A 13,326-nucleotide genomic window follows, 5' to 3' on the forward strand; every position below is an offset into this window, starting at 1 on the left:
GCGACCCGATCGCCCGCCGGGGGGTGTCGCAGCAGTGATCGGGTCCGCCAGACCCGATGCATTCCGTCGCAAACGTGCGCGATAAGGTCTTGTGTGATGTGCGTCGGCCGAACCAGGACACGGACGCAAGGGCGGGTTGACTGTCGACCACAGCGCTCCCCACAGCGCCTCCCGCGGTGTTCCCACACTCTCGGCGCGCCTCCCCACCTCGTCCGCCTCGCCCCTGCCCGGCCCCTGGCCGCCTGCCCCGGAAACACCTCACATGAGCATCGACGCCGCCCTGCGTCCCGAACCCGCCCCAGCCTCCCCGGCCGCCCCTGACCCGTCCCCCCGGCGCAAGGCGGCCGGCCGGGCTCCGGCCCGGCCCACCCCGGCGGCGGCCTTCCACAGCATCAGCGCCGCGACAACGGTCCTGATGGGCCTCGCCGCGATCGGCGCGGTGCTCCACGAACCGGTGCTGATACCGCCCCTGGCCGCCAGCGCGGCCCTGGTCCACAGCGCTCCCGCCCTGCCGCTCGCCCAACCCCGCAGCGTGATCGTCGGCCACGTGCTGGGCGCCGCCGTCGGCTACGGCGTCCTGGCGGCGGCGGGCAGCAACGCATGGGCCGCGGCCGTGGCGGCCGGCGTCACGCTCGCGCTGATGATCGCCGCCCGCACACCGCACTCGCCCGCCTGCGCCACCGCCGTCGTCATCGTGCTCCAGAACCCCGCGCCCGCCCGGTTCGTCCCCCTTCTGCTGGGGGCCACCCTGCTCCTGGTCGCGACCGGGTACGCCGCTTCCCGGATCCGCCGTACGGCTGTCAGATACCCCACGTACTGGTGGTGACCGGCGGTTCGCGCCCCGGTGCGTGAGGGGCGACGGCCGGTCACCCGGCCTGCCGGAGTCCGCGCCGCGGTCCGTACACCGGCATCCCCGCACGGCCGTGCCGTGGTTGCGACGGCCGGAAGAGGGGGACTGTGCCGCTGTGAAGCGTCGTGAGAAGTGCCGCGCGAAGGGTTCACGTCTGCGGTTCGACGGGTGGATCGCCGGCGTCGGGACCTCCTCCGGAACGCGCGTGGTGCTCGGGCACTGGACGCGGTCGCCGTTCGGCCCGTTCAGTGACGTGATGATCGAACGCGCGGACGGCGAACGTCTGCTGCTCGCGCCGAACCACCAGGTCTCCGCCTTCGTCGCCGGCACCTACGGCTTCGACGTCGTCCGGGTCGTGCCCGTCGCCGTGCGGATCAAGGGTGCGTCGTGGGCCGTCGAGGCCGGGTCGCTGCACCTGCGCTTCACCGTGGGCAGGCGCGGTCCCCTCGGACGTCTGCTGCGCGCCGTGCCCCGCCCGGTCGCCGCCCGGCCGTTCTGGGCGGCCCTGGTCGACGTCCCCGCCCGGCTGCTCCCCGGTGTACGCACCCGGGGCAGCGCCGGCGACGGCCGCCGGGAGTGGTACGGCGCACAGGACCTCCTGCCGGTGATCACTGCCGGCGCGACCTTCGACGGAGTCGACCTCGGCCCCCTCGCGCCCGTCGATCCCCCCGTACGTTTCGGTTTCGGCTCGGCGCCCCGGCGCCCCTCCCTCGTACGCGTCACCACCACGGTCGAAGTGAGTGACGGCCGCCCTGCGTGACGAGTGACGTCCCGACGGGGGCCGTACCAGGGGATACGGCGGGGGTGTGACCGGAGTACGGCGGCGCGCACGACGGCTCAGAAGAAATCAGCCAGGGCGCCGGCCAGCGCATCGGGGGCCTCCTCGGCCACGTGGTGCCCGGAGTCGATGCCGTGGCCGCGCACGTCGGGTGCCCAGCGCTGCCAGATGGCGAGCGGGTCGCCGTACAGGTCTTCGAGGTCGTCCCGGAGCGACCACAGGGCCAGTGCGGGGCACTGGATCCGCACACCGGCGTCGCGGTCCGCTTCCTCGTGGCGCCTGTCGACGGTCAGACCGGCCCGGTAGTCCTCCAGCATCGCCCGCACCACGTCGGGGTTTCGCGTGGCCTCGCGCCATTCGGCGTAGTTCTCCCGGCCCATGCTCCGGGGGTCGCCGTGGTACCAGCTGTCCGGGTCGGCGTTGATGACCCGTTCGGGGATGTCCGGCTGGGCGAAGAAGAACCAGTGCCACCACTGCGTGGCGAAGCGCGCGGTGATCCGGGACAGGTGCTCCGAGAGAGGGAGGCAGTCGATCAGCGCCACACGGTCCACCGCGTCGGGGTGATCGAGCGCCAGACGCAGGGCGACCGCGCCCCCTCGGTCGTGTCCGGCGAGCCGGAACGAGGCATGACCGAGGGAACGCATCACGGCCAGCATGTCGTCGGCGACCGCACGCTTGCAGTGCGCGGAGTGGTCCGCCGTGGGCGCCGGGCCACGGGAGCGGCCGTATCCCCGCAGGTCCGGGCAGACCACGGTGAACCCCCGCTCGACCAGTCGAGGGGCGACGCGGTGCCAGGTCGCGGAAGTTCTCGGGTGGCCGTGCAGCAGCAGCACCGGCGGTCCTTCGCCGCCGTGGCGTACGAAGACGGACGCGTCCCGCGTGCGTACCCGCTCGGTCGAGAAGCCCTCGAACATCGGTCCAGCCTCCGTATCCGTGCCGTGCCGTGCCCGGGCGGGATCAGGACCCGCTCAGCTCGTTCGCCACCTGCTCCACCGCGTCCAGGGAGCACGCGAGCGCCTCCTGCGACGCGGCTCGTGCCTCCCGCAGTCTCGCCCGTCCGTACGCGACGAACGCCACGGCGCCGAGACCGTACGCCGCCGCGAACACACCCGCCACACGCTGCGCCGGCCACACCCGTTCCAGCGCGCGTACCGTCGAGTCCTGTGCCGCGAGCAGCGCCAGCACCCCCAGCACTCCGCCCGCCCCCAGCGCCGCCGACCCGTGCCGGCCTTCGCTGACGGCGGCCTCCAGCTCCGCCTTGACCTGGCCAACGTCCTCACGTACCAACGCGATCACATCCTGTGACAGTGCCTGCATGCCCTCTCGGGTACCCGTGCCCCGGCCCGGCACGCAGCCCGCCGGACACGCCGTGCGCCCGGCACATCCGTCCATTCCGGGCCTTCTTCGGCCCCGCCCCTCCGCCGGGCGCCTCGGCCGTGACCCCTGACCCGCTTCCAGGAACGCCTCTTGGCCCCGCCGTCGTCGTGGGAGGCTGTGTGCGACGCGACGAAGGGGGCGACCGTGGCCAAGGTGAGCATCACCCTTGATGCCGAGTTGGTGGTGGAAGTGATGGTCCTGGCCGGGGTGGGATCGCCGCAGGACGCCGTCGAGCTGGTCGTGCGCGACTACATCGCCCGCGGCCATCGCACGGAGGCACGTGTCGAACTCGACGACCGGCGACCGCGCGAAGCCGAGGCCAAGCCCCAGGACACGCAGGGCTGACGGCCGCCCGGGCGGATCGCGGTATCCGGGCAGTGGGTAGTCTCGCCCTCGATGGGACTGGACATCACCGTGCTGATCGCCGACTGGTCGTGGCTGGGGGAGGCGCCGCCCCGGGACCGGCTGTCGCGGTTGAGGGACGCCTGGTACGACGACGGGACGGGGCTCTGGGACCACGACGCCCCGGCCGTCGAGGGCGACTGGCAGTGGCCACGCGGACCCGGCGGCGTCCGTTTCGCGGTCTACGAGTTCCGCCGCACCTGCGGTTCGTACAAGGCCCACTTCTGGGCCGGGCAGCGGTGGGAGACCGTCCGCGACCAAGCGGATCCGCAGGTACGGGCCGGGCTGGACGCCGTGCTGGCGGGACTGATTTGGGACGGGCCGAACGGTGAAGCCGCGCACACGGACCCGGGCTTCTTCTGTGACCAGCCCGGAGTCTCCCACGGCCTGCTGCTCGCGCGGTCGCCGGACAACGTCCGTGAACTGGCCGCCAGATGGCAGCGGATACGACCCCTCGTCGACGGGTTGCGTGAGGTCTTCGTCGAGCACGCGGCCGTGCCCGACGCATGGGTCGGCGACTTCGACGAGTTCACCGACCTGCTGGAGGACTGGGGCCGCGTCCTCACCGAAGCCGCCCGGCGGGGCTGGGGCGTCCTGGGACTGAGCGAATAATCGCGGGTCGCTGCCGGGCAGCGGGCCGCGTCGTGCCGCCGGAGCGGCGGAGTCCGTTCGCCGTCGCCCGCAGACGCGGGGCGCCCGGCTGCCCGGCTGCCCGGCGGGGACCGTACCGCCTAGGCGCAGACGGCGTAGACCGTGATCGGCGTGAGGGGATCGGGGCCCCGGGCGGATCCGATCCAGCCGGTTCCGTCCGGTGCCGGGTAGCTTTCGTAAGCGGCCACCACTCCGTGCGTCCGCACACCCCCGCCCACCGCCTTCGTGCCGGCGGGACACCGCGCGACGACCGGTTCACCGTTGGCCGTGCCGGTCTCCGTCACCGTCTCCAGGGCCGAACGCCCGGCGTCTGCCGACGCGGCGTACGACGTGCCCGCCGTGCCTCCGCCGCCGGCGTGCGCCGTCCCACCGGCCCCGATGGCCAGCGTCAGCGCCAGCAACGACACACCCGTACCGAGGACGCGCTGACCCAGCATCAGCCATGGCCTTTCTCCGTGTGCGCCTCTGCGAGGCGATGTCCCGTCGAAGGCATTCATCCCGGTCCGACCGGCACTCATACCGCCGCATCCCGAAACCACCGGTTCGGGGCACGACAGCGGCGGCGAACCGGCCCTTGGGCCGGGCCGGGACGCCGTGGCCGGGACGACAGCGGGGCCCGACCGGTGCACCGGTCGGGCCCCGCCGTGTCGTCGTGCGTCAGACGGACACCGGCGTGCCGAGCATCGCCGAGGCGCGCTGCAACGGACTGAGGGCCGGTGCGGGCGCGACCTCGGTGACTGCACTGCGGCACGTGAAGCCGAGGAGGGTCATCGCACGGACGACTTCGCCCGCACTGAAGTCACGGCGGTCCTGGCGGGTGACGACCTCACCCACTTGCTTGACCGGGTAGTGCCGGCGGCCGACGATCACGGAGTCGCCGGTGACCGGTTCGGGCTTGACGCCCTTCATTGACTCCAGCACGCCGTCCTTCGTCAGGTTGAACGGGAAGCGGGCGATGACACAGCGCATGAGACCTCACAGCGAGTAGAGGAGAACGGTCCGGCCGGGGCGGGACGGCTCAGGGGGTACGGGGCAGGTCGCCCGGGGCGCCGACGTGGTCGGCTGCCCGGAGCACGGGTGCGAGCCGCTCGTCGGCACCGCCGAGGTCGCGCAGACGCAGCCGGTCCGTGTACGTGCGACCGGCGCGCGCGGCGGCGAGCTGGCCCTCGGTGATCAAGCCGGTGCGCCGGCCGTCCTCGTCACAGACGACCAGGTGCGTGGCGCGGGCGCCGGCCATGACCGACAGAGCCACCTCGACGGTCATGTCGGCCCAGACCTGCGGCCCGTCCGAGTGAGTGGTGTCCACCGCGTGGTGCCCGGTGGCCGTGGCCACCGGGTGGAGTCGCGTCTGAACCGGTGTCAAAGGTGCCTCCTGCGAGAACGGTGAGCGTACGGAGCGTGGTTCTAGGCCGCCGCGCCGAGGGGCTCGGGACCGCGGGTGGCGCGGCGGGGGGCCTGCGAGGGCCGGCCACGGCGCGAACGGGCCGCGGCGGCACGCTTCGGGCGCTCGCTCACCGGCGCCGTGATGACGACCGGGATGCCGGAGGGGGCCTGCGCCCCGGTGATGCGGTCCAGCTCGGACTCGCCCGAGCGCACCTGAGTGATCTGCGGACGGATGCCGGCGTCGGACATGAGGCGGACCATGTCCCGGCGCTGGTGGGGGGTGACCAGGGTGACGACGCTGCCGGACTCGCCCGCGCGGGCCGTACGTCCGCCCCGGTGCAGGTAGTCCTTGTGGTCGGTCGGCGGGTCGACGTTGACGACCAGGTCGAGGTTGTCGACGTGGATGCCCCGGGCGGCGACGTTGGTGGCGACCAGCACGGTGACATGGCCCGTCTTGAACTGCGCCAGCGTGCGCGTGCGCTGCGGCTGCGACTTGCCGCCGTGCAGGGCCGCGGCCCGCACACCGCTGGTGAGCAGGTCCTGGGTCAGCCGGTCCACGGCGTGCTTGGTGTCCAGGAACATGATCACGCGTCCGTCTCGGGCGGCGATCCGCGTGGTGGCGTCGTGCTTGTCGCCTCCGTGGACGTACAGCACGTGGTGCTCCATCGTCGTGACGGCGCCGGCCGACGGGTCGACCGAGTGCACGACGGGGTCGGTCAGATAGCGGCGGACCAGCAGGTCGACGTTGCGGTCGAGTGTCGCGGAGAACAGCATGCGCTGTCCCTCCGGACGGACCTGGTCCAGCAGGGCGGTGACCTGCGGCATGAAGCCCATGTCGGCCATCTGGTCGGCCTCGTCCAGCACCGTGACCGCCACCTGGTTCAACCGGCAGTCGCCCCGCTCGATGAGGTCCTTGAGCCGGCCCGGCGTCGCCACGACGACCTCGGCGCCGCTGCGCAGCGCGCCGGCCTGGCGGCCGATCGACATCCCCCCGACCACCGTGGCGAGCCGCAGCTTGACGGCGCGGGCGTACGGGGTGAGCGCGTCGGTCACCTGCTGCGCCAGCTCGCGGGTGGGGACGAGGACCAGGGCGAGCGGCTGACGGGGCTCGGCGCGCTGTCCTGCGGTACGGGCCAGCAGCGCGAGGCCGAAGGCCAGCGTCTTGCCGGAGCCGGTCCGCCCACGGCCCAGCACGTCGCGGCCGGCGAGGGAGTTGGGCAGGGTGGCGCCCTGGATGGGGAACGGTACGGTCACGCCCTCCGCCGTCAGCGCGGCGAGCAGCTGCTCGGGCATGCCGAGGTCGGCGAACGCCTCGACGGCGGGCAGCGCCGGGGTGATCGTCTCGGGCAGGGCGAACTCACCCTGCACCGCGGCGGGCCGGCGGCCGTAGCCGCCCGAGCGGCTCGACGTACCGGAGCGGGTGGACGCCGACGGGCCGAAGCGGCCGCTTCGGCCGGCGCCGCCCGCACCGTCGGTGTAGCCACCGCTCGTACGGGTGCGGGAGGATCGGTCGTTCGTGCGAGTGCGGTTCATGCGGGGCCTTCCTCGATGCGGCAGGTATCAAGGAGTTTCCGCAGCGAATGAGCAGCACGGAGAATCGCGAGAACGAGCCGGAAAAATTGCGCAGACGAAAAAAGAGCCGACCACCGGAAGAGAAATAAGACGGGTGATCGCTGAAGCGTGTGGCGAACCTCGTGAGCCGGGAGCGCGGTTCCGGAGCGGAAGCTCTTACGGAAATGTCGCGTCCGGAGTCGGGTCGGACGCTCGTCGTGCGGCGGGGCCTGCGGGTGCCTGCCGGGGCCGGAATCGCCGCAGGGGCGGGGGAGGGGAGTGCCCCTGTGCCCCGAAATGCAACGAGCTGGGGCCCGCACCCCAAGGTGCGGGCCCCAGCTCGTACTACGCGTCAGCGTCAGGCGGGAACGATGTTCTCCGCCGTCGGGCCCTTCTGGCCCTGCGCGATGTCGAAGTTCACCTTCTGGCCTTCGAGCAGCTCACGGAAGCCCTGGGCGGCGATGTTCGAGTAGTGGGCGAACACGTCCGCGCCGCCACCGTCCTGCTCGATGAAGCCGAAGCCCTTTTCTGCGTTGAACCACTTCACGGTGCCAGATGCCATGTCAATCTCCTTCGGGGCAGTGCCGGAGTCCGCACTGTGCGGCTCCGCGTCGCTGCGATGATCACCCGCCCGGAAATGACCGGAAATACAAAAGTGTCGCCATCGGAGAAAAATCCGGTGGAGGCACCTAGAGTTTTGGGAACCACAACTGCAACTTGTAAAGACAGTAGCACGACGAGATCAGCCGTGCGTCTTGAGTGATTCCGCTCGGCCTGTTGCGGGAGATACCTTCGATCCGCCTTGCTTTAATTTCTCGCTTCGCGGCTGCAGATATTCGCTGGTCCCGGAATTCGACGTGCGGGACGGTCCCGGGTGCGCGGACGGTCCCAGTACGTGGCGGCGGAGGGCTGCCAGGACCGGCGCAGGGGGTCGCGTAGCCGCCGTACGCACAGGCCGACGGGCGTGAGCACCAGGAAGTACAGCGCGGCGAGCGCCGGGCGGTGCAGGGGGTCAGTCCATCGGAATCGACTCACGCCAGTCGTCCTCCTTCTCCCGCCACGGGGGCTGGGCCTCCTTCTCCAGCAGGAAGTCGCCGAGCACCAGCAGATCGATCCCCGTGCGCATGAAGCACGTGTACGCCTCCTCCGGGGTGTTGACGATGGGTTCGCCCCGGACGTTGAACGAGGTGTTGACCAGCACGGGGCAGCCGGTCAGGTCGCGGAAGGCGGTGAGGAGCCGGCGGAAGGGCGGATTGTCGTGCGGGCCCACCGTCTGCACACGCGACGACCGGTCGACGTGGGTGACCGCCGGAATCGTGGACCGCCGGACCCGGAGCAGGTCGAGCCCCGTCGGCCCGCCGCCCGTGCCGGCGCGCTCGTCGTCGCAGTCCAGGCACTGCTCGGCCGCGACCTGGGCGGTCAGCAGCATGTACGGGCTCTCCTGGCGGAGGTCGAACCACCGTCCGGCGTCCTCGCTGAGCACGGCGGGGGCGAAGGGGCGGAAGGACTCCCGGAACTTGATCCTGAGGTTCAGCGTCGACTGCATGCGGGCGTCGCGCGGGTCGGCCAGGATCGAGCGGGCCCCGAGCGCCCGGGGCCCGAACTCCATGCGGCCCTGGAACCAGCCGACGATCCGCCCGGCGGCGATCTCCGCCGCCACCCGCCGGGCCAGCCGGTCCCCGGACAGGCGGGTGTGCGGGATGTCACCGCGGTCCAGGAACGCGGCGATCTCCTCGGCTCCGTAGGCGGGCCCGAGCAGCGCTCCGGACATCGCGTCGGTGTGCCGGGCGAGATGCGCTCGGGGAGCACCGCGCCGGTGGGACTCGGCCAGGGCGGCGCCCAGGGCGCCACCCGCGTCACCGGCCGCGGGCTGGATCCACACCTCGTCGCACAGACCGTCCGCCACGATCCTGCCGTTGGCCACGCAGTTCAGGGCGACCCCGCCGGCCAGGCACAGGCGCCGCTCCCCGGTGCGCTCGCACACCGTCCTCGCCAGCCGCAGCATCACCTCCTCGGTGACCAGTTGTACGGAGGCCGCGAGGTCGAACTCGCGCTGGGTGAGCGGGCCCTCCGGCTCCCGGCGCGGCCCGCCGAACAGCGCCTCGAAGCCGCGTCCGACCATCACACGGCCGTACAGGAAGTCGAAGTGACGCAGATCCAGGCGGAACGAACCGTCCGGTTTGACGTCGACGAGCCGCTCGCGGATGAGGCGGGCGTAACGGGGGGTCCCGTAGGGGGCGAGGCCCATCAGCTTGTACTCGCCCGAATCGACCTTGAAGCCGCAGAAGTAGGTGAACGCCGAGTACAGCAGGCCGAGCGAGTGCGGGAACCGCAGCTCGCCCAGCGCCTCGAGCCGTGTCCCCCGGCCGTGCCACATGCTGGTCGTCGCCCACTCGCCGACTCCGTCGACGCACAGTACGGCCGCCGACTCGTACGGGCTGGGGTAGAACGCCGAGGCCGCGTGCGAGGCGTGGTGCCGCCCGGTGAGGACGGGCGGTACCGCACCGCCGTCGCTCGCCCGCAGGTGGCGCCGCACCTCCCGCGCCGCGTTCCGCTTGCGGGTCGGCCACTGCGGGAAGGCGTCGTGGAACGCCGGAAAGCCCTTCGGTGCGGTGGCCAGCCAGGTGGCCATGACCCGCCGGAACTTCAGGGCGGAGTCCTCGTAGAAGGCGACGGCGGCGATGTCGCCGAGCTTCGCCCCGGCGGCTTCGAGGCAGTGGTCCACGGCCCGGGCCGGGAAGCGGGGATCGTGACGGCGGCGGCTGAAGCGCTCCTCCTGGGCGGCGGCCAGCGGGACGCCGTCCGCGACGACGGCCGCCGCGCTGTCGTGGTAGTAAGCGGAGATTCCCAGGATCAGTTCCGGCATCGGCGCCCCTCCCGTCCCCGTCCTCGTACGCCCCGGTCGTGCCGGGGGCGGCTGCCGCGCATCAGAAGAGCGGGTAGATGGACGCGTCGTCCCCGGGCTGGGGCCGCAGCCCGGACCGGCGGTCGCGGCCGGGCGCGGGTGACGGCAGGGACGGCCGGGCCGCGGCGGGCGGCCGTCGCCGCAGCCTGTCCAGGAGTCGCCGGATCACGGACATGGGCGGTGGCTCCTCAGGTGAGGTCGAGGCGCCCGGCGAGCAGCCGGGCGACGGCGTCGTATCCCAGGTCGGTGCAGTGGACCCGGTCGATGAACAGCCACTCGTCGGGTGTGGTGGCCTCCGCGAGCGCGGCGTTCATGTCCAGGAAGGGCACCCCGAGACCGGCGCATCCGGCGCCGATCGCCTCGGCGTACTTCCGGCCCACCTCCAGGGTGGAGATGTCGTTGTGCAGCCGGCGGAAGTTGGACACGTCGTCCAGCTCGTCGAAGAGCAGCTTCTCCTGCGGGGTGGGTTCCTCCCGCACCCAGGGGGCGAGCGGCTGCAGGACGAACGTCAGCCGTGCGCCCATGGCGCCGGCGAGCAGCTTCCACGTACCGAGGTGGCGCACGGTGAGGCCGGCCGCCCGGTCGATCCGCTCCTGCGGCGTCGGTACGGTGTCGGGGGCGGCCCCGCACTCGAAGAACGCGCCGTGCCGGCCCTGGCGCTCCGCCGGCAGCCTGCTCAGCACCAGGTTGTTGACGCCGGAGAACAGCACGATGTCTTCGACCTCGGGCAGCTGCTGCTGGAACAGCGTGAGGAGCATCAGTTCCTGCGCCGAGTTGTGGCTCTGTCCCGAGAAGTTGAGCCAGGGCAGCCGGGGCGCGTGCCGCGTCCACAGCCGGGAGGGCACGGTGGCGGCGTCGCCGGTGGCCCCGACGCCGAATGCCGCCGAGCTGCCGGCGAGCAGCCGCACGGGGCCGGGCGGCCGTTCGCCGCAGACGGCGGCCACGGCGTCCCCCGGTCCCCGGGTGACGCGGAAGCCGTGTTCGTCGGTGCTGTAGACCGGCGTCTTCTCGTTGCCGTACTGGAAGAACCCCAGGTACGGCTGGTCCTCCAGGACGAAGGTGTAGTGCTCCATCTGCGGGGCGAGCTGAGCTCGGGGTGAGTGCACGGCGGAGGGTCTCCCGTCCCTGGGTGCCGGTCGGTGGACGCGGGGGTGTTACGCCGGCGGGGTGGGCGGCGGCGCGGGCAGGGAACCGGGGCGGTCCTCCCGGATCAGGTCCGCGTTGACGGCCATCGCCGCCAGACCCCCGCTGGCCGCCGCCATGGCGGCCTGCTGCATGTTCTTGCCGAGGTCCCCCGCCACGTACAGCCGGGGCAGTGCGGTGCGCCCGCGCTCGTCGGTCTGCACGGACTCCAGGTCGTCGCTCCGCAGCCACGGGCGCAGGGGTTCCACGCGCGGCTCGGTGTCCATGTGGAGGAACAGCGCGCCGAAGGTCAGCGACCGGCCGTCCTCCAGGTCCACCGCCACGCCGTCCGGGTGCGGCGAGACCCGGGCGACCTTGTCGGTGACGGTGGGGATGCCCGCCGCGGTCAGCCGCTCCCGCTCGTCCTGGGGGAGCTCGCGCCGGTCGGACAGGTAGGTGAGGGAATCGGACCAGACGGTCAGGGTGGCCGCCAGGCACTCACTGGGCACGACGCCGCCGTACACGCCGAAGCTCTTGCCGCGTACTTCCCAGGCGTGGCAGTACGGACACTCGAACACCGACGTGCCCCACAGATCGGCCAGACCGGGGACGGGCGGCAGCTGCGAGCGCACGCCGGCCGCGTAGAGCAGGGTCCGGCTGCGGAAGATGCCCGACTCCTTGGTGGTGGTCACGACGTGGTCGCCGTCGGGCTCCACCGACACCACTTCGTCGTCCCGGAACGCCACGTCGTACGCACGCAGTTCGGCCCGGGCCCTGGCGCGGAAGCCGGCGATGTCCGCCCCGTCGTTCGTGAGGACGTTGTGCATGACGCCGGCCGCCATGTTGCGCGCGTCACCGGAGTCGACGAGCAGCACGCGGCGGCACGAACGGCCCAGGTACAGGGCGGCGTTCAGGCCCGCGGGTCCGCCGCCGACGATCACGGTGTCGTAGGGCTCTGCGGTCAAGGTTCACTCCTTCATCGAGGGGTCGGAGTCCTGCGGCGCCCGGGGGCCCGCCTGCGCGGCCGGGCCGGCGGGGGCGTCCGCGCGCAGGGGAGCGAGCAGCAGCAGCGCCCCGGCGGCCAGGACGCAGCCGCAGATGACGAAGACGGTCGGTACGGACAGGGCCTCGGCCAGCAGCCCGCCGAGGGTCGCGCCCACGGGCATGGCGCCCCAGGCGCAGAGCCGGGAGACGCTCATCACGCGCCCCTGGAACTCCTCGGGCGTCAGCCGCTGCCGCAGCGACATGACGGGGATGTTCCAGCCCATCATGAACACGCCGTTGCACAGCAGCGCGACGGCCGCCTGCGCCGGGGTGCGGGCGAGGCCCAGAGCGGCGTACGAGAGTCCCGAGGCGACCAGGCACCAGCACGCCAGCCGGACGGAGGGCAGTCGCCCGGCCAGCTTCGGCGCGAGCCAGCTCCCGCCCACCGCGCCCAGGGAGCCGGCCGCGAGCAGCAGCCCGTAACCGGTGGCGTCCAGCCCGAGCGTTCCGTGGCTGAGGAGTACGAGCATGGAGAAGGTGGCGGAGAAGACGAGCCCGTACAGCGCGCTGGCTGCCAGCGTCCGCCGGAGCGTCCGGTGGCCGACGACGAAGCGCAACCCGGCCCGGATCCCGGCGAGCACGGGCTCCGGGCGCGCTCCGGGGGCCCGTCCGGCGGGTTCCCACCGCAGCGGGACCAGGCCAAGCAACAGGACGGCGGCCATGGCGTACAGCGCCCCGCCGGTGGCCAGCGCGGCCGTGGCGGCCAGGCCCACCAGCAGGCCGGCGACCGGCGGCCCCGCCATCTCGTTGCACACGATCTGCGCGGCGGACAGGCGGCCGTTGGCCCGCTCCAGGTCCCTCGATCCGACGATGCGCGGCAGCATCGCCGGGGCCGCCGTGTCGACCAGGGTCTCGGCGATCCCCAGGACGAACGCGAGCGCGTACAGGACGGCGAGCGGCCGGTCCCCGGCGAGCACCGCCGTCGCCCCCAGCAGCACGGCGCCGCGCGCCAGGTTGCTCCACAGCACGATGCGCCGGCGGTCCAGACGGTCGACCAGCACGCCGGCGGGGAGGGCGAACAGCAGCCAGGGCAGCATGTTGACCGCCGTCAGGCCGGCCACCGCCGCCGGGTCCGGATGGCTGGCGACCACCAGCAGCGGCAGCAGGGTGCGGGTGACGCCGTCGCCCGCGTTGGACGCGGCGGTGGACGCCCACAGCCACCGGAACGGGCGGCCGAGACCTGGCCGGGCGGTGGTCGTGCCGGGGGAGGCGCTAGCCAAGTCCTCTCCCCGCGTGGCGGCGGGCCCCGGACGGCGCCGGACG

16 protein-coding genes are annotated in these 13,326 nt (G+C 72.9%); 4 read left to right on the top strand and 12 right to left on the bottom strand.

Annotated features, from left to right (window positions below):
* Positions 1-262: 262 nt before the first annotated feature.
* A complete protein-coding gene (locus AC07FK_RS12160) occupies positions 263-826 on the top strand; it encodes an HPP family protein (protein ID WP_479104779.1) in 564 nt (187 codons plus the stop codon).
* A 139-nt stretch (positions 827-965) separates the two neighbouring features.
* A complete protein-coding gene (locus tag AC07FK_RS12165; protein WP_479104780.1) occupies positions 966-1,610 on the top strand; it encodes a hypothetical protein in 645 nt (214 codons plus the stop codon).
* Positions 1,611-1,687: 77 nt separating this feature from the next.
* Here AC07FK_RS12165 and AC07FK_RS12170 read toward each other — a convergent pair whose 3' ends face one another.
* Both AC07FK_RS12170 and AC07FK_RS12175 read right to left on the bottom strand, forming a co-directional pair.
* Positions 1,688-2,542, bottom strand: a complete 855-nt coding sequence (locus AC07FK_RS12170; RefSeq protein WP_479104781.1) for an alpha/beta fold hydrolase — start codon at positions 2,540-2,542, stop codon at positions 1,688-1,690.
* A 43-nt stretch (positions 2,543-2,585) separates the two neighbouring features.
* Positions 2,586-2,945: a phage holin family protein gene (locus tag AC07FK_RS12175; protein WP_453406568.1), complete on the bottom strand. Its 360-nt coding sequence runs from the start codon at positions 2,943-2,945 to the stop codon at positions 2,586-2,588.
* Positions 2,946-3,149: 204 nt separating this feature from the next.
* On the opposite strand from AC07FK_RS12175, the gene AC07FK_RS12180 reads away from it, so the two are divergent.
* Positions 3,150-3,350 (top strand): type II toxin-antitoxin system VapB family antitoxin, encoded by a 201-nt coding sequence (locus tag AC07FK_RS12180; protein ID WP_479104782.1) that lies wholly within the window; start codon positions 3,150-3,152, stop codon positions 3,348-3,350.
* A 51-nt stretch (positions 3,351-3,401) separates the two neighbouring features.
* The gene (locus tag AC07FK_RS12185) at positions 3,402-4,019 is read left to right on the top strand and encodes a hypothetical protein (RefSeq protein WP_479104783.1); all 618 of its coding nucleotides are present in this window, start codon (positions 3,402-3,404) and stop codon (positions 4,017-4,019) included.
* 119 nt (positions 4,020-4,138) lie between these two features.
* Here the strand turns inward: AC07FK_RS12185 and AC07FK_RS12190 are convergent, their stop codons facing one another.
* The 10 genes from AC07FK_RS12190 to AC07FK_RS12235 all read right to left on the bottom strand — a co-directional run bounded on the left by AC07FK_RS12190 (position 4,139) and on the right by AC07FK_RS12235 (position 13,283).
* On the bottom strand, positions 4,139-4,495 hold the full coding sequence (locus tag AC07FK_RS12190; protein WP_479104784.1) for a hypothetical protein: 357 nt from the start codon (positions 4,493-4,495) through the stop codon (positions 4,139-4,141).
* A gap of 220 nt (positions 4,496-4,715) precedes the next feature.
* Complete coding sequence (locus AC07FK_RS12195) at positions 4,716-5,027, bottom strand: SCO5918 family protein (protein WP_479104785.1); 312 nt, start codon at positions 5,025-5,027, stop codon at positions 4,716-4,718.
* Positions 5,028-5,076: 49 nt separating this feature from the next.
* A complete protein-coding gene (locus tag AC07FK_RS12200; RefSeq protein ID WP_479104786.1) occupies positions 5,077-5,421 on the bottom strand; it encodes a CBS domain-containing protein in 345 nt (114 codons plus the stop codon).
* Between the two features lie 41 nt (positions 5,422-5,462).
* Positions 5,463-6,974 carry a DEAD/DEAH box helicase gene (locus AC07FK_RS12205; protein ID WP_479104787.1) on the bottom strand — a complete coding sequence of 504 codons (1,512 nt, stop codon included), beginning with the start codon at positions 6,972-6,974 and terminating at the stop codon, positions 5,463-5,465.
* A gap of 376 nt (positions 6,975-7,350) precedes the next feature.
* Positions 7,351-7,554 (bottom strand): cold-shock protein, encoded by a 204-nt coding sequence (locus AC07FK_RS12210; RefSeq protein WP_028810498.1) that lies wholly within the window; start codon positions 7,552-7,554, stop codon positions 7,351-7,353.
* Positions 7,555-8,004: 450 nt separating this feature from the next.
* The gene (locus tag AC07FK_RS12215; RefSeq protein ID WP_479104788.1) at positions 8,005-9,858 is read right to left on the bottom strand and encodes a carbamoyltransferase family protein; all 1,854 of its coding nucleotides are present in this window, start codon (positions 9,856-9,858) and stop codon (positions 8,005-8,007) included.
* Between the two features lie 61 nt (positions 9,859-9,919).
* Complete coding sequence (locus tag AC07FK_RS12220) at positions 9,920-10,072, bottom strand: hypothetical protein (RefSeq protein WP_479104789.1); 153 nt, start codon at positions 10,070-10,072, stop codon at positions 9,920-9,922.
* Positions 10,073-10,085: 13 nt separating this feature from the next.
* Positions 10,086-11,003, bottom strand: coding sequence for an SGNH/GDSL hydrolase family protein (locus tag AC07FK_RS12225; RefSeq protein WP_479104790.1), 918 nt, complete (start codon positions 11,001-11,003; stop codon positions 10,086-10,088).
* Positions 11,004-11,051: 48 nt separating this feature from the next.
* Positions 11,052-11,984 (bottom strand): NAD(P)/FAD-dependent oxidoreductase, encoded by a 933-nt coding sequence (locus AC07FK_RS12230; RefSeq protein WP_479104791.1) that lies wholly within the window; start codon positions 11,982-11,984, stop codon positions 11,052-11,054.
* Between the two features lie 3 nt (positions 11,985-11,987).
* A complete protein-coding gene (locus AC07FK_RS12235) occupies positions 11,988-13,283 on the bottom strand; it encodes an MFS transporter (protein ID WP_479104792.1) in 1,296 nt (431 codons plus the stop codon).
* Positions 13,284-13,326 lie beyond the last annotated feature (43 nt).

The organism is Streptomyces sp. NPDC046122, from assembly GCF_056429965.1.